Consider the following 22,298-nt stretch of genomic DNA (forward strand, 5'->3'; position numbering starts at 1 on the left):
GAAATTTAATATACCCTGATGAATTATGTGCTACTAGCTCTCAGCTGGATCGTATTTTATACACTTCATTCTATTCTGGCTGCATCCAAGTTAAAAAGAATTTTGGAGGGAAAATGGGGAAATGCCTACAAATGGTATCGCTTGGCTTACACGCTGATCTCCTTGTTGCTTTTCCTCGGCATCGTGATCCAAGCGCTGCTGATTCCTAAAAGCCTTTTGATCAACAAGGGTGATCTGACCAATTATCTAGGCTATATGCTCGCAGGATTTGGGACTATTATCGTTTCAAAATCAAGCAAACACTATTCAGTAATGCGGTTTCTTGGGTTTGCGACTTCATCAAAAGAAGATGAAACCTTAGTTACTACTGGTTTATACTCAAAGATTCGTCATCCGCTTTATGCAGGATTAGTGCTGATTTTTCTCGGCTATTTTCTTTTTGCAGGGACGATAAGCGCTACCGTTCATGTTGCTTGCTTACTTTTATATTTACCTTTTGGGATATATTTTGAGGAAAAAAACCTGATAATCCAATTTGGCGAGGCCTACCAGAAATACAAGGGAGAAGTCCCAGCAATCATCCCAAAGCTTTGGTAATACTTTTGAAAATTGAGTCTTGAATTTGCCATTGATCCTCGATTCAGTCTAACCTCGGCAAGCTTAACTTATACTTCATAGAAAGTAGTCTGATCACTATAATCACTGCAATGGAAATCAACAAATTCATATCCCTTGGAACCTCGTAATAATTAAGAACCAAGTAAACAATTGCCCCAGCCAAGCAGGCAGAAGCATAGATTTCTTTGCGGAAAAGAATTGGAATTTCATTGGTCAACGTATCCCGGATCACGCCACCCATCACAGCCGAAAACATCCCCATCATAGCTGCAATCTCTGGTCTCATGCCCAAACTAAGAGCTTTCTCCACTCCAAGTACAGTGAAAAATGCAATCCCAAGCGTGTCAAATAAAAAGAAAGTTTTCCGAAGTCTGCTTAGAAAAGTGGGGAAAATAAATGCAGCCAAAATCCCTGCAAATATCGCGTAGAGAAACCACACATCGGCGATCCAAACTAGCGGATAGCTATCCAGTAAAATATCCCTAAGCGTACCGCCACCAATAGCCGTGATAAAACCTGTAAAGCCAGCACCAAACAAATCATGCTCAAGCTCTCGAATAGCCAATGCCCCTGATATCGCCAAAACAAAGGTTCCTACTAATTCCAATCCGTATTGTAAATCCATTTAAAGATCATTCTTTCTGTTTTTTTCATGCCGATGCAACTATCTGCATAAACATCTTATTTCGATTCGTGAAACACGAATCAAGGCGAAAAATAATGCTTTTAATCAGTTCGAGGCTGCGTCCTCAAGACAGATCTTCAGCCTTAGACTTAATCACGCCGATGATTGTGTCTCCACAAACATCTAAATTCGGCAGGTTAGACAAGAATCGAGGCAAGCAGGCTTTCGCTTAGCCCGTTTTCTCCAATCTCTAATCTTTAATTTTTCACTTCTCCGTCACGAAAACTCCCATTGCGCGCTGACCATGCACCACCACAGATTTAGGATGTTCCAGAAAATTCAAACCCATTTCTTGTAACTTATCCACATGAGATTCAGTGAGCAAAAACCTTTCAGAACCATCAGGAAGCAGGTAATTTCCTCCTCCTAGTGCTTGGCTTTTCTCCAAAATCCCTCCAAATGCAGTCGTCATCCGAAACCATAAAACCCCACCCGGCTTCAGCACTCTAAGCATTTCATTCATCATCTGCCAAAAGTTACTCTCATCCTTTGCAAAATGTAGAACTGCCGAACAGATGACAGCGTCAAAAGCCTCCTGATGAAAAGGTATTTGCTCCAATCCAGCTACTTGAAATCGATGCGCATCATAACTCTTGTCCAAGCTCTTTGCCAAGTATCGACAGTATTGAATCGCCACTTCGTTCTGATCTATACCAAATACTTGATAGCCTTCATTGATGAAATAGACAGCATTTCTTCCTTCCCCACAGCCAGCATCCAGGATTTTCATCTCGGCTGAAAACCTGCCTTTCAGAATCTGATCCAGCAAGTAAATATCGATATTACCAAGTAATTTATTCAGTTCGGAGATTGTCATTTTCCCATTTGTCTAAGGCTTGAATTGCTTTTACCCGACCTATTTCTATCAGTTCTTCCGCACGGTGAAATTCCAAAGTACCCGCTTGATTTCTTGCTACCTGAATCGAAACATCCACCTGAAATTTCTCAATCAATAAGGCCGAAAACCTATCTTGGAGCAAGTCAAACGAGCGTGTCATCAGGCTAATCGAACTGAGCGAAGCTGGCTTTTCTTCCTTTATTTGCTCTGGAAAATACTGTCGCATTTTAGTACGATAGTCCGTTACCCAAGTGGGCATAGATATATAGCTTTTGCCAGTTGCATCTTTTTTTGGAGATATCACCAATTCAGAATCGCCGGCATTCAAACCAACCACAACAATCATATTTTCTTCTGTCTTTTGCAAAAGAGAAAGCGGCACAGGATTTAGGACGCCACCATCGATCAACTCATGTCGATTAAAGCGTGCAGGCTGAAAAACTGTAGGAATACTTCCCGAAGCCCTAATGACATCATACAAACTCCCTTCCCTAAAAATTATTTCTTTTCCGTTGATATAATCAACTGCATTGCAATAGAAGGGAATATCAAAATCCTCAATATTACAATCCTCCACCACTTTTTTCAAGGCGTTAAAGACCTTTTCTCCTTTGATAAATCCTCTACTGGAAAAAGTGAAATCCATCAAGGAAAACACATCAAGCCTATCCAAATGACAAATCCAATCTTTGAATTCCTCCATTTTACCAGCCGCATACATACCACCGACTAGTGCGCCAGCAGAGCAACCTGCAATCTCAGAAATGTGGTAGCCCCGCTTTTCCAGCTCTTCGATCACACCCACATGCGCTAGTCCCCGAGCTCCACCGCTGCTCAAAACCAATGATACCGATTTCCTTTTCTCCATAATATTTAAGGAATAATCAACTAAATTGAAGCCGAAAAGTCCTCAACGAAAGTACACATTATGAGCCAATTTAAACCCTTTCATCTGGCTTTCCCTATTAGGGATATAGCAGAGACACGCGCATTTTATGGCGATCTTCTTGGTTGTGAGATCGGTAGAAGTACCGACAAATGGATAGATTTTAACTTCTTTGGACATCAACTCTCAGCCCACATAAAGCCTGAGGAGTTGGCTTTGGCCCAAACAAATACGGTGGATGGAAAGCACGTTCCAGTCCGGCATTTCGGAGCAATTTTGCCCTGGGGCGAATGGCATGAATTGGCTGATAAACTAAAAGCTCATAGGATAGAGTTCGTGATCGAGCCTTACATCCGTTTTCAGGGTGAGGTAGGGGAGCAGGCGACTATGTTCTTTCTCGATCCCTGCGGAAATGCGCTGGAGTTCAAATCCTTTCAAGACGAAACTCAGATTTTCGCTAAATAAACAAGCCCTTTGAAAAATCATTACCTGAACTCAGGAATAGGTCGAACGATCAACATAGAAGGAAAAGAATACCTTTATTTCAGCGGAACCTCCTACTTGGGCATTGCTCAAGACAAGACTTTTCTGAAGGCTTTATCAGACAATCTATTTCTCTTTGGTGCGAATCACGGACAAAGCAGAATTAATACTATACGTCTGCAGGTTTTTGATGACTTTGAAAATCACTTCTCTCAGAAAGCTGGATCTGAAGCTGCGGCCGTTCTGAGCTCTGGGTATCTTGCAGGAATCGCAGCCTGGAAATCACTCGCTAAAGATGCAGATGAAATATGGATAGCACCAGATGCACATACTGCAATAATCCCAGATAATCTTTCTCCTTCCATTGAATTTAATTTTATACAATGGAAAAAGCATTGCCTAAAACAATCTGAAATCCTCTCTCCAAGAAAAATTTTACTCATTGGAAATGCGGTTGATCCGTTTGCCTGTGAAATTCATGATTATGATTGGGTAAGAGAAATAGCTCAAAAACATGAGATAAGTCTCTTGATAGACGACAGTCATGCTTTTGGAGCGGTTGGAAATAGTATCTATGGCACTTACCAAAAGTGGGCTGATCCTTCTATCAACTTACTGGTTTCGGGTTCTTTGGGAAAAGGCTTGGGTTTGCCGGCAGGAATAATTTTAGGTGAAGAAACGCAAATCTACCAAATCAAAGCAACTCCACTTTTTGGAGGAGCATCTCCTGGTTCGCCTGCTCATCTGAAAACATTCTTGGATATGGAGAAACTCTACTTGAAGAAAAAAAGCTGGCTACAAGATGCCTGTGGGATTTTTGCTCAGGAAACTGCAAATATTCAGCAATTGCATGGAAGTAGAAACTTCCCTGCATTCGCCTACAGCGACGATAAGTGGGTTAAAGAATTCGAAAAAGCGGGAATTATTACTTCTTCATTTCCTTATCCGACCGCTGATAGCCCGAGTGTAAACAGAATAGTAATTTCTGCCTATCATGTGTTGGGAGACTTAATCTATCTCAATCAAGTGATCCACAATTTGTCCAGCTTATGAAATTTATTGCGCAACTAACATTAATCGGAATTCTGATCACTTCCTGCTCGCCAAAAGAAAAAGTGCCTTTTGAAGATAGATTGGCCAATTATCCAACTCTGGAAAAGGTGTTGCGAGATGTGGATAAGTATCACGTTCAGATTATCTACACGCAGATCGAACGCAATGAACATGGAAACCCGATGATGACTGATTATACAGTCAATCTGGACGATGAGCGTTATTTTTATCCAGCTTCAACTGTCAAATTACCTGTTGCATTACTTGCTTTAGAATGGCTGGAGGAGCAGAATATCGAGGATTTAGATGCTCAAACCACTATGCTGATCGATTCGATTCGTCCCTCGCAAATCCCCGCTTTGGTAGATTTCTCTTCAAAAGATTCTTTACCTAGCATAGCGCATTACATCAAAAAGATTTTGCTTGTTTCAGATAACGATGCCTATAATAGACTGTATGAATTGTTGGGGCAAGATTACATCAACCAAAAACTCATATCAAAAGGACTGGAACATACGATTATCAATCATAGGCTTAGCTATTCAGCCAGCGCAGAGCAGAATAGAATTGTCAATCCTATTCGCTTCGTGGATACAGCTGGTAAAGTGATTTTGGAGATTCCGGAGCGAACTATAGAAACTACCTATTCAAATGTGGAAAACCCAACAATCGGAAATGCCTATTACGATGGAGATTCACTGGTAGCACTCGGAATGGATTTTACATTCAAGAATAGAATGGCACTTTCTGATTTTCACGGAATAGTGGAAAGAATTATGTTCCCTAGGTCGTTTGTAGAATCAAAGAGATTTGCACTCAATGAGGAACACAGGGAGTTTGTTTTGAAATACATGAGCATGCTTCCCGCGGAGAGCAATTTTCCCAGCTATCCTGCTTCAGAATATTGGGACAGGTATTCCAAATTCTATTTAGACGGAAATGACAAAACTGATTTCCCAGCGAACATTCGTATTTTTAATAAAACAGGAGAAGCTTACGGACACTTGATCGATGCAAGTTATTATGTGGATTTCAAAAAGGACATTGAGTTTTTTGTATCGGCAGTCATCTATGTGAATGCTGACGAAACGCTCAATGATGACGAGTATGAATATGATCAAATTGGCTTTCCTTTCTTCGCAGAACTAGGGGACTATCTCTACCAATTAGAATCTGAAAGGAAAAAGAAGATTCCAGCGGATTTGAAAGAGTTTAAATTTGAGTATAAGTAAAATTTTGATTGATGGATCCGGAAAAGGGAAAAGAACGATTTATTAAGCACTTCACGCCATATCGTAAGTATTGGTGGAAGCTTACCCTACCAGGAGCTATTTTCTTCGCATTAGGCACACATTTCTTGATCAATAGAACCATCTCATGGGACTTTCTGAAGAGCGAGGAGTTCTATTTGAAATTGTTTGTCTATCTGATTTTCACCTCGTTTACTAATTACTATATTTTGTGATTATACGGAATCTTGCCAGAAGAAAATTTATAGGATCGAAGGTCCAAAGACACATTGAATTCTGGTTTACTTCGGTCTTCGGTCTTCCAACCCGTTGACCAAAGAGAATTCGCTTACTGGCAGAAAAGCGTACATACATACTATATTTTCTATAGACCTAATACTCGACATCATCTTGGAAGAAACCGTAAACAAAGCTCATAAAATCATGAAACAGAAAAAATTACCTTTTACCTATCGGTCGCTAGCTCATTTTTACTTCGTCTTCATTCTTCCTACGGCAGTATTGTTTATTATCATTTCAGAGCTTTTCAATGATAACCCTTTCTCTCTGGATCAACTGAGGAGCCCAGGTTTTTGGCTAGGTTTCTTCGCTTTTCAGATAGTATTTGGAACTTGTATGTACTTTTGGGATTACAAATCTCGATCGAAGGATCTTAGAGAAAATTCCTGATCGAAGTGCGAGCAAGCAAAGTCAATTCTAAGTATGAAAAAAAACGAAGCCACAACTCCCCCCACAAAGAAGAAGAAAATCCACTTCGTTTACCGCTCATTTTTTAACTTCTGGTTGGCAGTTATACTTCCAGCCAGCCTTATTACCACGATTGTAATTCAGTTATTCAAAAGCGACCCGCTTTGGCTGTACTTTTTCGAATTGCCATCTACCTATGTCAAAATCTTGCTATTTCAATTGATATTCGGGACTTGGCTTTACTTTAAAGAGTACAAGCCGAAATCAAAGAAATTTAGAGAAGAAGCCTGATCGGAATCCAAGCAAGTAGATTTAAGTCTCTTATGAAAAAACACCAAGCTAAACGTCCTGCAGAAAAAAAGCATACCCCCTTTATTTATCGCTCATTTTTCAACTTTTGGGTAGCAGTTGTCCTACCTGGTACATTACTGGCTTTGGTAATCTCAAAGTTGTATTACGATAATACCATCAATTTTGAGCCTCTAAATGAGCCCTCAACTTGGCTTTACTTTGTAATTCTTCAGATATTTACAAGTTTTTTCAGCTACATCTGGGTTTATAGTACAAAGGCAAAAAAGTATCGTGAGTAGCTTTATTACAACCAAAAAAAATGTATTTCCTCTTTGTTGAAACGGGATCACAAAAACAACAGAGTATTTGGTTACAAATATCGAATCAGTCATTCTTTTTACTGCCAGTCTATTCGTAGATATCACGCTACTGGCATCAATCAGTATAATAAGATATTGTGATTATACGGAATCTTGCCAGTAGAAAATTTATTGGATCTAAGGTCCAAAGACATATTGAATTCTGGTTTACTTCTGTCATCGGTCTTCCAACCCGTTGACCAAAGAGAATTCGCTTACTGGCAGAAAAACGTACATACAGATAAGATATTTATACCTTGGACTAAATAACAACCCAAGATGAAAAACCTACGCTACTCCCTATTCCTTTTGGCTTTCTTGCCTACAGTTACTTTTTCCCAAAACCTAGCTGAAAAACTAGGTTATGCCAAGGACGCTAAACTTATCATCATCCATGCAGATGATGTGGGAGTATCACATTCTGAAAACAAGGCTACGTTTGAAGCTTTGAAGAAAGGAATAGTCAACTCCACCAGCATGATGGTGCCAGTAAGTTGGTCTGCGGAAGCTGCGAAAATGGCGGAGGAAATGCCTGATTTGGATATTGGGATTCATATCACGCTAACCAATGAGTGGGAGAATTTCAATTGGGGTCCGGAAGCTGGACGTACAGCAGTACCCGGACTGGCAAATGAAAGCGGTCATATGTATAAAGACTGCGGACCCGTAGCTATGAATGCTAGCCCTGCTGAAGTAGAGGAAGAAATCAGAGCCCAGATCAAAGCTGCAAATCAAATGGGTATCACTCCCACACATTTGGACTCACATATGGGTTGTGTATTCTATGGACGTCCGGAATATCTGAGGTCATATTTGAAAATAGCTGAAGAGTTGAAGATCCCAGTCTTACTCAACACACAGATTGTGGAAGGAATCATCAAACCAAATTCGGCTCTTTTTGAAGGTATAAACGTGGATATGTTCCCCATAATCGATCAGCTAATTATGGCTGAACCAGAAAATTACACATCTGGAATGGAAAACTTTTATACGGATGCATTGAATAATCTGAAACCTGGTTTTAACGTGATTCTGATTCATCTGGCATTTGATGATGAGGAGATGAATGCAGTGACAGCAGGTCATGACACCTATCATGCACCTTGGAGGCAGGCGGATTTTGATTTTTTCACTAGTGAAAAAGCCAGAGAACTCATCGAAAAAAACAACATCAAATTGATCACTTGGAGAGAAATCAGAAAAACTCTCGAAAAATAAAATCTGTTTATGTCTAACTATTATGTATCGCTTTTTCTAGTAACAACCTTGATATTCTCCTGTACCAGACCAAAATCTCCAGATGAGCAGCTCATGGAGAGCCTTGGCGAATTACCCCAACTTACAGGAAAATCGGATTATTTGAAAAGCCCTTTTACCAGTGCAGGTGATCGACTTTACCTTATCGGAAATCAGGATGGGAGTTTTCCGGATATGGGTTGGCATGTGGAAGGAGAAATGGGAGGAATCTGGATGCATCCGATCAAATTGATGGATGGATTTACGGCCTCTCTCAGTTCTGGAGAAAAGAGTATTTGCCTCGATCAAGGCACTTCATTTGCGAATTATTCCATGGCTAACGCTATCCAATTTGATGGGAGCGAAATGGGTTTGGAAGTGAGACGCGTCCATTTTGTACCTGATGGTAAGCCTGGAATAGTCATTCTTTACGAAATTAAAAATGTAGATGCCTCCGAAAAATCGATCAGATTTAACTTTAATGCCTACGTGGATTTAATGCCCGTTTGGCTCGGTGATCGAAGTGGGATGGTCGATAGCACGGATGTGATTTCTTTTGACGAGCAAACCCAAACCTTTACCGGAAAAGACCTGGGGAATGACTGGTTCACGGTCTGGGGCGGCAGTAATGAATTTATTTTGAATCCTTCTGAGATCAGTTGCGAAATGAATCCAAAGGGAAAAGGAGCTTCAGCTGGTTCTGAAGTTGACTTGATGATCCCGTCCGGGCAGTCGATTCAGATTCCCATCTTTATCGCAGGCTCAGATCAGAGCAATTTGGAAGCATTGGAGACCTTTGCAGATTTAAAGTCTACTTATGTTGAAGACTTCTTTTCCAAAAAATCTCGGTATGAAAAACTCCGGCAAACCGCGGAGATTCAAATCCCAGATCAGGAACTTCAAGAAGCCTATGAGTGGATAAAATACAATACCGACTGGCTAGTTCGCGACGTTCCGGGAATCGGGCGAGGATTTGGTGCAGGTCTGCAGGATTACCCTTGGTGGTTTGGTGTGGATAGCGAGTACACCATTCAGGGACTGATAACTACAGGCAGAAAAGACTTGGTTTATTCTACCATAGAATTGATTCATTCCCTATCGGAAAAAGAAAATGGAAACGGTCGGATCGTTCATGAAGTCAGCACAAATGGCATTGTATTCAACCCTGGAAATATCAATGAAACCCCACAATGGGCCTCCACGATTTGGGAAGTCTATCGCTGGACTGGAGATAGGGAGTTTTTAGAAACCTATTTTCCCGGGATCGAAAAAGGGCTGAACTGGCTGCTTGAAGAAAACGACAAGGATGGAAATCTCTTACCCGATGGCTATGGAATGATGGAAATCCACGGATTGGAATCTGAGATGATCGATGTGGCGGCTTACAGTCAAAAGGCGTTTGCCGATGCTGCTCAGATGGCTGAAATATTAGGGGAATATGAACTTGCAAAAAGGTATCAACAGACGGCGGATGCCTTGGCCGAAAAGATAAATACCGATTTTTGGGTGCCGGAATTCGGTTCTTACGCAGATTTTATCGGAACAGCCGAAGAAGCACTTCATTTGATTGATGGAGCAATTATCCGTGCAGACACCTTGAATAAGCCTTGGGCGGTGAAAGAACTAAAGGCTACAAAAGCAAAATTATCCACATTGCCAAAAGACCAAAAGCAAGGCTTTGTCCTTTATCATAATTGGGTAGTCAACACGCCAATGGAAACAGGAATTGCTGATCCAGAGAAGGCTAGAATTGCTTTAGCCACGGGAGAAAAATATACCAATCCTTTTGGAGTCTTCGTTACAGGAATTGATCGGGATGAGCAGGCAGAAAGCGAGGATGGTACTTTTTCAGGAAGCAAAATTTTCTCCTACACCGGTGCAGTGATGACTTTACCAACGGGCGTTCAAGCCATCGGCGAAAATAACTACGGAAATCCAGATGCTGCATTGGACTACCTTAAGCGAATGACACGAAGTTTTGGCTTTGCCTTGCCGGGTTCGATTTATGAAGTTTCGCCGGATTACGGCATGTTTACACAGGCTTGGAATATGTACAGTTTCGCCGTTCCGATCATCACCCAGTTTTTTGGGATTCAGCCAGATGCTGGAAATCGGGTGATTTACATCCGTCCGCAGATGCCAACTGATTGGGAAAATGCCAGTATTCAAAAGGTGCTCATTGGGGATAATGAAATCTCGATGACTTATGAAAAGTCGGGCGATCAACTATCGATCGAAATCACTCAAACCGAAAAAAAATGGGGAATTTCGATCGAGATTCCCGAATCGTATTCCAAAGTAAAAGTCCTGGGTAAAGAGGTGAGTTCGGATACGAAGGATGGATTTCGCAGGATTTTGATGACGGGAGCGAAGGCGAGAATAGAAGCTTCCAAAAATTAAACTCTAGCTCCTTATTTTTCACTATCGGACTAATTCAAGCTCAAGAAAGAACCGTAAAATCAAGCTGGAAGGGAAGCTTTCCAGCAATGATTTAAGTCAAACAGGCTATGCGGAAAACCTTTTCAGAATTCACCATACTCTTTTTAAGAACTTAGAGTCGTTGACTTTTGGAAGATCTCTCAAAGGAGATCTGGCCTACTTATATGGTAATTTCCCAAGGCGGAACCCAAGAACAAATCTGAAATAGCTACGCTCAAGGAAAAATTCTCAGAAAAATGGAAAACCTTTTCGGAGAATTTTAGTCGCTACTTTTTAATCAACCGCTTGCTCATTATTTGATCGCCAACGCTCACTTGGACCTGATATACTCCCGCGCTCAAATTATTTACAGGAATTTGATATTCAAAAGTATTTGACCTTCGGATGGATCTCTCATATACCAATCGTCCAGCTCCATCAAATAATTCGATCTTTACGTCAGCTTCTTGATCCATCCCTACATAGAGATTGGTTTCAGATATGGCAGGATTGGGGAAGAGTTGAAACTCTCCTGGTTTTAATTCCCCTTGAATAGCAAATCGATTGTTTTCCAAGCCATTTCTCGGAACAGAAGCTATAACGGTGATTTTTTGGATTGCCTGTGAAGTGTTTCCATTTCCATCGGTAGAAGTCCAGATTACCTCGGTGATTCCTACTTCGAAATAAGATGGCGCATTATTGCTGATGACTACTTCGCTACAATTATCAGATCCCAGAGGCGTTCCTAGGTTTTCTGCAATGGCAAACTGCTCCCTTTCCTCAATCCGAATTGTCAAATCTGCGGGTGGAGTAATCAAAGGCGAAATTAAATCCTGGACAAGTACAGCTTGCTCCTGATAGGTAGCATTGCCATTCCCATCTTCAAAAACCCACAAAACGGAATATTCTCCGGGTTGATCATAAATGAGAGGATCATTTGTCTTGGCAAAGACTCTTCCTTTGCAGTTGTCAAACGCCGCAGGAGGAGATATTGTCACCATACAATCTCCCCTGATTGTTGGCAGTTTTACTGCCTCGGGGGTCAAAGCGGATACATCTTTGATCACTACCTCCTGCTTTTGCTCCAAAATAGTACCATTGCCATCGTCATATTGCCAAGTAACCGTATATGAACCTTGCTTCGAATAAAAAATGTCATCTGATGTAGTCGCGGCTAGCGTTCTTCCATTCTCATTTGCAATCGAAGGCGAAGGAACCACAAGACTACACTCACCATTCAGAGTCGGCAAATCAGCAATTCTCGTCCTCACCGCGTTTTTTTCTGCTACTTCTACACTTGTGTTTGAAGTCTTTTGCTGAAGGTCTTGCTGAATTTGAGGTTGTGCTGATAGCTCGCTTTTCGAAAAATCAAAAGCCGATGGCAAGATCTCTTGAATTGGCTCGGGCTGAGTGGCACTGCTCAAGGTCAAAAAAGCAATGGCTATCAAGGTAGTAAAATGCATTATTCGCTTCATCACTTTCAAAAATTTGTCGTTCGACTAAAAATAATTGAATCTAGTATAAAATGAAAGGCTAATGCTGTGATTATCCCGAAATGCAATGTAAGATTCAACTGGCGAATTTCGCTTCCTATCAAATCTTATTTAGTATAAGTTGAAAGGCTGATCTAGTAGAGAGACAAACTTGGATCATAGATTCAACCAATAATTCAGCTTCAGGACTAAGCTCCGCTGCTTTGGCATAAAGTCCCCTGGGAAATAATTGTCCGTGTACACTAAGAAAAAGTCTGATACCGGGGCAAAACGCCACTGCAAACGGGTGTTGATATTCAGGTTGTCAATCTGATTATTGTATTGAATAAAGGTCGTCCAGAATAGACTTTTTGTGAACGTAATATCAATTCGCGGACCTATTAAGAATAGATCTGCGTCGTTTTGTGGTTCTGGTAATTCAATTTTATTATAACTGAAATTCATCGAAACATTAGCTGTATAGCCCATTCGAAGCCCCATTTCTCCTCTGAAACTTGCGATCGATCCCGTAAAATACTCTCCAAACTCAGATCGTAAATTCACATTAAATGCCTTACGGGGATTGCTTTGAAACTGCAGCTCAATCGTATTATTGTTGTATCCTGTACCGGCTTTCAATTTTTCTCCCCCAGTTCGAGTGGGATCAAAATCATTAAACAGATAAACGTATTTGTTATTTTGGGTCACCGATAACTGTGCTAGTGACTGAAAGCGTACCTCATAACCAATGTTCAAATCCCGATCCGTGGTCCCTAACGTCTCATTCCAGCGCAACTCATATTCTGCAGTGGGTCCATGCCGATTAATAATCCTCGATTTCGGGAAAAAGCTATACGAGATATCTGGATTTAAGCGCTTGTAATCCACTCTTGGCACAAATCCTACCACAGGATTATAACTTTCGCCAATATCCAGATAGCTGACACTCCAGTTCCAATGGAGGTCATTGTACAGAATGTAGGCATTGAACGTCCCCGGATTTTTTCCAAGGTCTTTTTCAAAAGTTCGATGGTAAAATGCTTTTCCCGTCCATCTGTTATCTGCAGAAGCCAAGTTGTATTCTAGACCTAACAGACGGTTATACTCATCAGGGTTAAATAAACTTTGGTATTCATCCAATGCCAAAGATTCCCTGTCGACAAAGATCATCCCGATGTTTGAGCGATTAAACACCTTCTTTTGCAAGGCCAACACGCTAAAGTTTTTCCCAGCAATTCCAGCTTCCTCATCTGAGGCAGTTTGCATATTCATCATCCCTATACGCCAATCATCGGTGACTTTTCCTGAAAGCCTAGCGCCATAGATGATTTTATTTTGAATGTTTTGACCAGTGTTTTCATCCCGATCCACTCCAATTCTTCTGGAGAAAAACGGTCTCGCCAGCGGATGACCAAAGCTGGCAAACAGATCAGCATTTTCTAAAAAAAACTGCCGACGTTCCGGAAAAAAGATCTCAAATCGATCCAAGTTAGTCACCTGTTCATCGACTTCAACTTGTGAAAAGTCCGGGTTGATCGTCAGGTCCAAGTTCAAAGCTGGGCCTATTCCGATTTTAGCATCTCCTCCAATTGCAGGAGTCATATCCTCTTTCGTTCCCTCTAAAAAATTTTTTGAAGTCCGACCGGCGATATAGGGAATCAAAGAAATATTTGCTGAGTTTTTTTGCAGGGGTTCTTCGAAAATCAGTTTCCGAGAAAAAGCGAGCGAGATGATAGAAAAATTTCTTGGAATAGGTGACCAAGTGCTTCGCTCAGGTAAATGGCTGTCTATTCGATAGAAATTTACATTCCAATTTTGCGAGCCATCTTGAAATCGGAGCGTAGAAAGTGGAATAATCGCTTCAACTACCCAGCGATCTTCCAGAATGGTCGCTTCAGCAAACCACTTATTATCCCAAGCCAAGCTCAGGTCCTCAGACCTTGAACCTCCATTGGAAAGCAGCCCTTCTCGCTGTACGCCGTAAGGATTTACCCCAAACTGAAATGCGTTGGTTTTATCATTGAATGTGTCAAAAACGAAGGTCACGCCGTCATTGGCCTCGCCTCGGTAATCTCTCCGCAAAGAGGTAGAGATGTAATCCCGATCCTCATTATTTTCCATGATTGCGGCCAAGTAGATGTTGTTATCATCAAAGGCGACTTTTACCCGCGTATTTATTTTTGCCCGGGAAGTATCAGATGGAAAATATTGCATGAAATCCCCATTCCATCCTTCTGCATCCATCCAAATCGCCTCATCCAAAATTCCATCCAATTTGATCGGTTCTTTTAGCTTGAAAGCAAATGCATTACTCTGCTCAGGAGCTGGCTCCTTTTGAGCAAAAGCAGCGGTAATAAAAAATGAAAGGAATAATATATAAACTAGGCTTCTCATAGGTTTCGGGTACTTCGCAAAGTTATTCCCGTACCATGCCAATTCTTTGGCTTTTATATTAATGGTCAAAACTGCTGATAATCCCCTCAAAATTTTGCCCTTCAATTGCCAAATGCTGTTAAAACCAGGTTTCTTCTACTCGGATTGCGGCGAAATTCACACAGATAAATTCCTTGCCAAATTCCCATGTTGAGTTTTCCACCAGAAATGGGGATTTGTAAGCTTGTGTCAAAAAAACTGGCTTTAATATGCGCAGGCATGTCATCTGGCCCTTCAGCTGTGTGGATAAACCGTGGATAAGACTCTGGAATTAACTCATTTACAAAAGTTTGAAAATCCTTTCTAACGGTAGGATCTGCGTTTTCATTGATTGTCAAAGCCGCGGATGTATGCTGAATAAAAACCTGCAAAAACCCGACCTTGATGGATTTAATTTCAGGTATTGCAGCTTCAACTTGGTCAGTGATTAGATGATAGCCAGCTGGATAGGAAGGTAAGCGAAGTTTATGTTGGAAAAATTGCATCATTCACAAAAATAAGGTTTGCCCAAACAGCACAAAACACTCTATCTCACATTATTGCTTATCGAAATATAATTTGGCGCCATCGCAAGCATTCCAAGTTCCCGTGAGCTGACCCTGACTGTTGAGAAAGTATTCCTCCTGATCCTTTTTACAACCGTGAATCAAGTGCGCATCTACGCTTTCGTAGTGAAAGAGAAACTTCCTCAATCCATCCTCTAAGCGTTCTTCATAGGTTCCGCTGATTCCTTTCTTTCCGATAGATTTTCTAAACGTTCCATCTGAAGAAAGAGAATATACAAACGCAGAATCCCGAACGGTGATATAGCTTGGATTTGATATGCCCCCTTCTTGATAGCCTGCGATTACCCACTTTTGATCACTTTCCCTTGGCTCTGGATAGTCATTAAAATCACATGAGCATGCGAAAACAGTGAAAATTAGGAAGAGAATAAGGTTTTTCATCGATTCAGTTGGTTGCTTCTGGGTTGCCCAATGAAATTCAAATACTCGGCCAGTATTCTTGACGAAAAATACTGTCTTTCATTTTTTACTTCTTTTCGCCAAAGGATTATATTCCAGTGCCTTTTCCACCCAGAATTCCCAGTCTTCATCCATATCAAATCCATCAGGATCAACGTAAACAAATCCCTTCATAGGCCTCCCTGTAAATTCCATCGGCCGACAACCTGTCCGCTTCATACACAGGTCCTGGGCAGATTCCCCGACTCGCACCATCATCTGGTCTTCTTTAGTGTGCTTATCCTTATTCAAGCCAATGCACATTTTATCATCCACCATGAATAGCATTCCACCCATCATCTTTTTGGAGGTAAAATCGACATGCCTGAGTTTGAAACTATTCGCAAGTCGCTCTGCCAGGTACTCATCGTAGGCCATAATTTTATAATTATTCAGTTGAAAGAAAGGAGATTAATCACCTCACAAGTGAAAAGAAATTTGTGGGCCCATCACAGGCAGCACTTCCACCCACCAACAACTTATTTTCATCAATATACATTCCCTCAACATTGGCAGAACAGCTATTCCTCAATTTATCTTCAGGAAAAAATAAAGTATAATTAGTTCTTTTACCCCCAACTTCATAATTCAACACTTCCGTTTTATAAGTACCAGCAATAGACTCGTCGCCTACTGTCTTGAGAAAAGTCCCGTCTTTTTTGAATAAATAGGTATAAGTAGAATCCGTGATCGGCTGAAAACCGAGATCCCCACCAAATCCTGAATTCTGCCATCCTGCGATCTTCCAAGTTTGTGGAAAATGGTCAATCGGCTCTTGATCATCTTGACAGGAAAAGGCAAATAAGGCAAGCAAAAGAAAGAAAATAGAGGGCTTCATAAAATTTGGATTTATAGACGAAAGCGGTGCGTAAAGCTATTACGAAGCTCGTACAGAGATCGCTACAGATCAGATCTTGTTAAGGAAATTTTCCAACGTTTTGGGCTTCAAGAAGTAGGCGATTTCGAAGCACTAAACTATCTGCCAGCGCTCCCGATAACTCGAGATTGATACGGAGGATCCCGATAGCTAGCGGGACTTCCTTTAACCACTGAACCGCCAATTTTTTGTAGGTGCTGTTGCACTAAAATCCAGGATCAATCCAGATAAGGAACTGATAAATGCGCTGTTCCAAAAAGAATGGGTGGTGTTCGCCAAACGGCCGTTCGGCCACCCTAAGGCCGTACTGGAATACCTCGGTAGATACACTCACAAAGTGGCAATATCCAATCACCGGATTCTGGATATAGACACACAGAAGACCACCTTCAGTTACAAGGACTACCGACAGGGAGCCCAAAAGCTAGAAATGAGTTTGGACAATCTGGAGTTTATCCGCAGGTTTTCGATGCATTACCTGTCCCGAGAATCGGGATTTTACCTAGAGGCCTTGTACGGATCCGTCACTTCGGCATCCTTGGAAGTTCAGCCAAAGCAGTAACGATTCCATTGATTCACCACCAACTAGGAATGCTTCTTCCAGAGAAGGAACCAAGAGTACTCGAAATCTATAATCCAAGATATCGTGCTTGCTGCGACAAAGAAACAATGATCAGCATCCAGCGGATTCCCAAAAGGGGACCACCAAAAAGCAGCTACCTACCTTAAATTCTTACTTTTTAAACTCCAAAATAGTTGGGCTTGGAAAACCATTCAAAATCCCGACTCAATCCCCATAGAGTCTTAATCGGTTCTCCGCCTCGGCCTTTCGGTTTACAAAGGAAAATTAGATGGAAAAGACTAGACCTACTATCCGCCTGGTTTAGAAGTGACACAGGGATTTGATAAATTTAAAATGAGCGATGCGAACTTTACCACGGCGTAATTTAGTGGCCTCTTGTCCTTAACAGTCTCCCCTCTTTAATTAAGATGCCAACAACCAGTTGTTAAACCATATATAGTTGTAAATTATTTTGCTCTTGCTTGCAAAAATTTGATAATTTTTGAGCAAGCTATAAACCTTGATATTTTCTCCTTCCCTTCCTTTACTTATTCAAGGTGTGATTAGGTATTTAATTTAGTGATCACTTTAGTTTTTCAGGTTTCGGGAACTTTCTTATCGGAGAATATCGCTTATAACTATCAAATAGTTCGGTATTAGGGCCTACAACACGTGGATCATTAGATTTATTTAATTCGCTTATTAGTTCAGTCTTTAAAGCGCCTTCAATATTCTTCAATAATTGTATTCCCGATAAATTTTTTAAACAAGAAGGGTCTTCCTCAACATTGTAAAGTTCATATTCAGGACGTTTTTCGACAGCAAAATCGAAATATGGCAAAACCAATTCTTCTTTGTGATTTTCGATGAGGTAGGTTTTTGTTGGGCTATCATCAATATCTGTATAAGCACTTTCATTGATGTACTTATTGTGTTCATCTAGCCCATACAAGGGAAGCAGTTGTAAAGAATCATTTTCAGAAAACTTTTGTGGAGCACCTGATGGCCATCTCTCAGGTTTCATGTTCCAAATAAAAAGATAATCTCCTTTGCGTATTGCCCTTTGAGGATACCCCCAATTCAAATATCTAGAGGAAGAGTGGCGTTCTCTACCAGAATAAGCAGCTCTTCCTTTTGTTGTTACACTACCTTCTGATGAACTTAATAGATTCAATAAACTTTTTCCCGTAATGGGGAGCATCCCTTTCGAAGAAGTATTGGTCGCTTCAAGAATTGTTGGTGCTATATCAATAAAACCCAAAGGATCTTCTATTACTCTATTTCCTGGAAATTGCTTTGGGTATCTAATAGCGAAAGGAACATGAACTCCATATTCATAGCTATTTGCTTTTGCGCGAGGGAAAGGCATCCCATTATCGGAAGTAACAATTACAATTGTATTTTCCAATTCTCCAATCTCATCTAAATATTCTAGCATTCTTTGAAGATGGAGATCAAACCATTCAATTTCAATCGCATAATCCAATAAATCACCTCTTATCTCATCATTATCAGGAAGGAATTCAGGTACAGTAACGTCCTCCAATTTTTTGGATGTATTTTTCCAAGAATCTTTTTCGTATTCTCTATGTGGTTCGTAACCACCAAACCAGAAAAAAAACGGTTTATCTTTTCTGACATTTTCTACAAAAAATTTAAAATTCTTGAAATAATTAGTCCCGCTAATACCTTTAGCAAAACGCTCATCCTCTTTACCGGTGTACTTAAAATCACTATGTAAATCTCCTGCGGCATCTTTTTCCCTCCAAAGTGAATCTGCCTCACTCTCGGCATATTGAAAAGGACCAACACCTTTCCCTGTTCTTGCAACGGAATATCCATTCTTCTCAAGTAAATCAACAAATGGAACATACTTCTTTAGCCATGCTGAAGCATGTTGACCAGCCTGTTCATTTTGCCAATGATGTCTTCCTGTAATTATTGAGCTTCTTGATGGGGCGCACCCTGGAGAACCCGCATAAAAGTTCGAAAAATATATCCCCTCCCGAGCAACTCTATCAAAAGCTGGAGTTTTAATAAACTCTGACCCGGCATAACTAGTATGTACAAAAGATTGATCATCGCTTATTGCAAAAAGAATATTTGGACGATTTTGTGCACACAAGTTGAACCCGATGCATAAATTCAATAATAAGGTAAAACAAAATACTATTTTTAATCTCATAATTTATAGTGTTTATAATGAATTAACGATTAGTATGTAAAGCGGTTGGAGTTTAATGGTATCACTATTTCAAATTGCAGATGTATTAATACAAGGTCATCATTTTTAATTTGTGGCGTGCCGGCAGTAGATTTATAGTGTAGCGTTGAGAGTAGTTTTATTACTGTCTAATAGTTCTTTATACTCTGAATTAGGAAGGAATTTATGTAATTGGGAAATAATAGAGATATAACTGCCTTTTTGACTAAAGTTGTTGATTCCTCAAAATATTCAACACTAAGTTCAATAGGGGTTATATTGTACTTTACTCTACTCACAATAACGATTATTGTGTCACTGTCTTTTTCAGTTACTTCTATTGGTGAAATGTTAGTTACAAAAGGAATTGAGAAAATACCTTTTGCTCATTTTGCACTAAACCTGCGGTAGTTTCAAAAGCAATCCGAAAGAGGTAGCTTTTTGATTCAATCTTAACTCTATATCAATCATGAAAAAAAAGAGCCAAACCTCCTCCAGACTGCCTTTTCCAATGTAGCAGGTTTTGCCGAGCTACTCGCCAAGTTTGAGCAAAAAGTTGTCGTCGCTGGCAAAAGCAAAAGTACCTTATCCAACTACGCTCGACATCTGGCAAAACTTGCCATCCACTTCAATGAATTGCCCACCGAAGTGGACCCAGACCGAATCAACGATTACCTGCATCTGGTCAAAAGAAGTCACAACACGCCATCAGATTCCTACTTCAAGTTTACCGTTTACGCCCTTCGGTTCGCCTATCGGATTGAGGGCATGAAGGACAAGCGGATCGAGCTGCCAACCATCAAGCGAAGCAAAAAGCTGCCTGTCGTCCTGAGCCAAGAAGAAGTCCGCCGCTTGCTCAAAGCTCCCAAACTACTCAAGCATCGGATACTTATCGGGTTGCTCTATGGTTGTGGTCTTCGCTGCTTTGAGGTCAGAAACCTAAAGATTGCCGATCTGGATTTTGACCAGGGCCAAGCGATAAGAAAATGTCCTGTGGACATTTTTAGCGAGGAGCCAGCTTGCAGGGGAGGCTCATGTCAAAGATGGAAAATGCAAGAAAGATCGCAATGTCCCGCTGGCAGACATTCTGATCCGTGGACTGAAAAGCTATCTAGAAGCAGAACAGCCCAATGAATGGGTATTCAACAGCAAAGACCAAGAGATCGTTGGCCGTGTAGGCGGAGATTTTGACTCCAGATATCCCCAGCGTGGAGTGCAGTGGGCAGTCAACGAAGCCAAGAAAAAGGCAGGCATTAGCAAGCCGATGAGCGTGCACACGCTCCGGCACACCTACGCCACACATCTGCTCGAAGAGGGGCTTGAGTTTATCCGCAGGTTTTCCATGCATATTCTGCCCAAAGGATTGGTGAGAATCCGTCATTTCGGGATATTGGGAAGCTCGGCCAAGAGTGTTACGATTCCGCTCATTCATCGGGAACTTGGAATACTGCTTACGGAACCAGAACCGAGAGTTCTGGAAATCTACAATCCTAGATACTGTCCCTGTTGTCAGAAGGAGAGTATGATAAGCATCCAGCGGCTTCCCAAACGCGGCCCGCCAAAGGCAGGCTTTTCCTCCGACCCAACCCCATTCTGATTCCTGATTTTGTTTGGGCTGGCGAAGCTGTGCCCAGGCTATAAAAAAGCCCTTCCTAAACGGTTTAGAAGGGCTGAAGAAGTAGTGATATTTTGACTTTTTGGCGAAAAAAGAAGCATCTGGCTCCCACTTTTTGGGCTTATTCGTCCTTGGCCCGCAATAAATTTCCGACTCAATCCCCATAAGAACTTCACCGGTTTTCCCGATATGCTTCGCTATCGGGACAGGCCGTGCGACAGCGGTTCATGCTTGGCTTTGCAAGCCGCACGAAAACCTAGTTGTTAGTGGCTGGTGTTCTTGTTATTGGCTTATTTTCAATACAACATTTCCTTTTTTTCTTCCTGTGTCAACGTACCTATGTGCGTCTGCTATTTTGTCCATTGGGAAAGTTTTGTCAATCGTAGCTTTAAATTCACCTTTCTCGAACAACTCTTTTAAAAGCTGTAGTTTTTGTATGGTTTCGGAAGCGTATCCTGAACTGACACTTTTGTAAACACCGTTTTCGTTTAAAAGGTTTTTACATAGATTTTTATTGGATTTACCAACTGCATCAAAGATTATATCAAACTTATCTGCCCAACTTGTAAAGTCTTCTTTATCATAAAGCACAATATTTTTGACTCCTAATTCACTAACAAGTTTATGACCATTGGAACTGCAAACTGCGGTTATATTTGCATTATGATGTTTGGCAATCTGTATAGCTGCTGTTCCTACTGAACCTGTTGCACCAATAATTAAAATCTTTTGATTCAACTTTTTGGCAATCTTTGCTTTGTTTAAAAAATGAATAGCGGTTTGACCACCAAAAATTATGGCTGCGGCTTCTTCGTATGTGGCATTTTTAGGCATTTCCAACACATTGCTATTTTGATTGACTGCAATATATTCTGAATATGTTCCGAATTTGAAACCAGTCATTCCAAAAACTTTATCTCCAACTTTGAATTTTGAGACTTTATTTCCTTTGCTTTCAACAATACCCGAAAAAACAATTCCTAAAATGGGTTTTCTTGGTCTTGAAATTCCTAAAACCAAACGCATAATTACTTTCAAAAATCCTTTAACATCAAGACTTCTTAACCTTACATCTCCAGAGTTGACCGCAGTAGCAATTATTTTGACAAGAATTTGATTGTCGTTAGGCAAAGGTTTAGAAACTTCCTGAATTTGCAAAACTTCAGGGGTTCCGTATTTGGTGCAAATAACTGCCTTCATCTAATCATTTTATTTTTATAAATTATACCAAAAATGCAATCCCGGCTGTCCGTAAAAGAATCTTGGCCATCTATCGTCAACCTGTTTAAACGATTCAGGCATTGTTGATTGATAGGGACGATGAGTTA

General features: G+C 40.8%; 22 protein-coding genes and 3 pseudogenes. 14 read left to right on the top strand and 11 right to left on the bottom strand.

Translation table 11 applies throughout. From position 1 onward, the window contains the following. Window positions 1–18: 18 nt before the first annotated feature. Complete coding sequence (locus BVH04_RS05050) at window positions 19–597, top strand: methyltransferase family protein (RefSeq protein WP_086540241.1); 579 nt, start codon at window positions 19–21, stop codon at window positions 595–597. Window positions 598–640: 43 nt separating this feature from the next. On the opposite strand, the gene BVH04_RS05055 is transcribed toward BVH04_RS05050, so the two are convergent. The 3 genes from BVH04_RS05055 to BVH04_RS05065 form a co-directional block, all read right to left on the bottom strand. Further along, window positions 641–1,243 carry a trimeric intracellular cation channel family protein gene (locus tag BVH04_RS05055; protein WP_086540242.1) on the bottom strand — a complete coding sequence of 201 codons (603 nt, stop codon included), beginning with the start codon at window positions 1,241–1,243 and terminating at the stop codon, window positions 641–643. Window positions 1,244–1,508: 265 nt separating this feature from the next. Beyond that, a complete protein-coding gene (locus tag BVH04_RS05060; RefSeq protein WP_086540243.1) occupies window positions 1,509–2,120 on the bottom strand; it encodes a class I SAM-dependent methyltransferase in 612 nt (203 codons plus the stop codon). After that, complete coding sequence (locus tag BVH04_RS05065) at window positions 2,098–3,009, bottom strand: patatin-like phospholipase family protein (protein ID WP_086540244.1); 912 nt, start codon at window positions 3,007–3,009, stop codon at window positions 2,098–2,100. Before BVH04_RS05065 ends, BVH04_RS05060 begins: the two co-directional genes overlap by 23 nt. 60 nt (window positions 3,010–3,069) lie before the next feature. Between BVH04_RS05065 and BVH04_RS05070 the strand changes: the two genes are divergently transcribed. The 9 genes from BVH04_RS05070 (at window position 3,070) to BVH04_RS05110 (ending at window position 10,786) form a co-directional block, all read left to right on the top strand. Then, the gene (locus BVH04_RS05070) at window positions 3,070–3,492 is read left to right on the top strand and encodes a VOC family protein (RefSeq protein WP_086540245.1); all 423 of its coding nucleotides are present in this window, start codon (window positions 3,070–3,072) and stop codon (window positions 3,490–3,492) included. Between the two features lie 9 nt (window positions 3,493–3,501). After that, entirely contained in the window at window positions 3,502–4,563 is a 1,062-nt protein-coding gene (locus tag BVH04_RS05075; protein ID WP_086540246.1) for an aminotransferase class I/II-fold pyridoxal phosphate-dependent enzyme, read from the top strand. After that, window positions 4,560–5,795 carry a serine hydrolase gene (locus BVH04_RS05080; protein WP_086540247.1) on the top strand — a complete coding sequence of 412 codons (1,236 nt, stop codon included), beginning with the start codon at window positions 4,560–4,562 and terminating at the stop codon, window positions 5,793–5,795. Before BVH04_RS05075 ends, BVH04_RS05080 begins: the two co-directional genes overlap by 4 nt. 11 nt (window positions 5,796–5,806) lie before the next feature. After that, a complete protein-coding gene (locus tag BVH04_RS05085; RefSeq protein WP_086540248.1) occupies window positions 5,807–6,028 on the top strand; it encodes a hypothetical protein in 222 nt (73 codons plus the stop codon). A gap of 208 nt (window positions 6,029–6,236) precedes the next feature. Next, on the top strand, window positions 6,237–6,482 hold the full coding sequence (locus BVH04_RS05090) for a hypothetical protein (RefSeq protein ID WP_140160524.1): 246 nt from the start codon (window positions 6,237–6,239) through the stop codon (window positions 6,480–6,482). Window positions 6,483–6,515: 33 nt separating this feature from the next. Continuing rightward, window positions 6,516–6,791: a hypothetical protein gene (locus BVH04_RS05095; RefSeq protein WP_086540250.1), complete on the top strand. Its 276-nt coding sequence runs from the start codon at window positions 6,516–6,518 to the stop codon at window positions 6,789–6,791. Between the two features lie 32 nt (window positions 6,792–6,823). Then, window positions 6,824–7,090, top strand: a complete 267-nt coding sequence (locus BVH04_RS05100; RefSeq protein WP_086540251.1) for a hypothetical protein — start codon at window positions 6,824–6,826, stop codon at window positions 7,088–7,090. Between the two features lie 339 nt (window positions 7,091–7,429). Further along, window positions 7,430–8,368: a polysaccharide deacetylase family protein gene (locus BVH04_RS05105; RefSeq protein WP_086540252.1), complete on the top strand. Its 939-nt coding sequence runs from the start codon at window positions 7,430–7,432 to the stop codon at window positions 8,366–8,368. 9 nt (window positions 8,369–8,377) lie between these two features. After that, the gene (locus BVH04_RS05110) at window positions 8,378–10,786 is read left to right on the top strand and encodes an alpha-L-rhamnosidase-related protein (protein ID WP_086540253.1); all 2,409 of its coding nucleotides are present in this window, start codon (window positions 8,378–8,380) and stop codon (window positions 10,784–10,786) included. 305 nt (window positions 10,787–11,091) lie between these two features. On the opposite strand, the gene BVH04_RS05115 is transcribed toward BVH04_RS05110, so the two are convergent. From BVH04_RS05115 to BVH04_RS05140, 6 genes are all read right to left on the bottom strand, one after another. Further along, window positions 11,092–12,279, bottom strand: coding sequence for a T9SS type A sorting domain-containing protein (locus BVH04_RS05115; protein WP_086540254.1), 1,188 nt, complete (start codon window positions 12,277–12,279; stop codon window positions 11,092–11,094). Window positions 12,280–12,453: 174 nt separating this feature from the next. Next, complete coding sequence (locus tag BVH04_RS05120; protein WP_086540278.1) at window positions 12,454–14,670, bottom strand: DUF5916 domain-containing protein; 2,217 nt, start codon at window positions 14,668–14,670, stop codon at window positions 12,454–12,456. Window positions 14,671–14,771: 101 nt separating this feature from the next. After that, window positions 14,772–15,194 (bottom strand): secondary thiamine-phosphate synthase enzyme YjbQ, encoded by a 423-nt coding sequence (locus BVH04_RS05125; protein ID WP_086540279.1) that lies wholly within the window; start codon window positions 15,192–15,194, stop codon window positions 14,772–14,774. Window positions 15,195–15,245: 51 nt separating this feature from the next. Continuing rightward, window positions 15,246–15,656 carry a hypothetical protein gene (locus BVH04_RS05130; protein ID WP_086540255.1) on the bottom strand — a complete coding sequence of 137 codons (411 nt, stop codon included), beginning with the start codon at window positions 15,654–15,656 and terminating at the stop codon, window positions 15,246–15,248. Between the two features lie 78 nt (window positions 15,657–15,734). Continuing rightward, on the bottom strand, window positions 15,735–16,091 hold the full coding sequence (locus tag BVH04_RS05135; RefSeq protein WP_086540256.1) for a TfoX/Sxy family protein: 357 nt from the start codon (window positions 16,089–16,091) through the stop codon (window positions 15,735–15,737). A gap of 37 nt (window positions 16,092–16,128) precedes the next feature. Beyond that, on the bottom strand, window positions 16,129–16,551 hold the full coding sequence (locus BVH04_RS05140) for a hypothetical protein (protein ID WP_086540257.1): 423 nt from the start codon (window positions 16,549–16,551) through the stop codon (window positions 16,129–16,131). Window positions 16,552–16,792: 241 nt separating this feature from the next. Here BVH04_RS05140 and BVH04_RS05145 point away from each other — a divergent pair. Next, window positions 16,793–17,319, top strand: a pseudogene (locus BVH04_RS05145) (transposase); the annotation flags it as partial. A gap of 416 nt (window positions 17,320–17,735) precedes the next feature. On the opposite strand, the gene BVH04_RS05150 reads toward BVH04_RS05145, so the two are convergent. Beyond that, window positions 17,736–19,337: a sulfatase family protein gene (locus tag BVH04_RS05150; RefSeq protein ID WP_086540259.1), complete on the bottom strand. Its 1,602-nt coding sequence runs from the start codon at window positions 19,335–19,337 to the stop codon at window positions 17,736–17,738. Between the two features lie 654 nt (window positions 19,338–19,991). Here BVH04_RS05150 and BVH04_RS05155 point away from each other — a divergent pair. The 3 genes and pseudogenes from BVH04_RS05155 to BVH04_RS26775 form a co-directional block, all read left to right on the top strand. Beyond that, window positions 19,992–20,489: a tyrosine-type recombinase/integrase gene (locus tag BVH04_RS05155; protein WP_086540260.1), complete on the top strand. Its 498-nt coding sequence runs from the start codon at window positions 19,992–19,994 to the stop codon at window positions 20,487–20,489. Then, window positions 20,440–20,616 (top strand): annotated as a pseudogene (locus BVH04_RS26770) (hypothetical protein); the annotation flags it as partial. The gene BVH04_RS05155 and the pseudogene BVH04_RS26770, both read left to right, overlap by 50 nt. Window positions 20,617–20,667: 51 nt before the next feature. Next, window positions 20,668–20,952: pseudogene (locus BVH04_RS26775) on the top strand (transposase); the annotation flags it as partial. 300 nt (window positions 20,953–21,252) lie between these two features. Here BVH04_RS26775 and BVH04_RS05165 read toward each other — a convergent pair. After that, on the bottom strand, window positions 21,253–22,170 hold the full coding sequence (locus BVH04_RS05165) for an NAD(P)-dependent alcohol dehydrogenase (RefSeq protein ID WP_086540262.1): 918 nt from the start codon (window positions 22,168–22,170) through the stop codon (window positions 21,253–21,255). Window positions 22,171–22,298: the final 128 nt, after the last annotated feature.

This window comes from Algoriphagus antarcticus (assembly GCF_002150685.1).
In the GTDB taxonomy this organism is placed as follows: Bacteria; Bacteroidota; Bacteroidia; order Cytophagales; family Cyclobacteriaceae; genus Algoriphagus; species Algoriphagus antarcticus.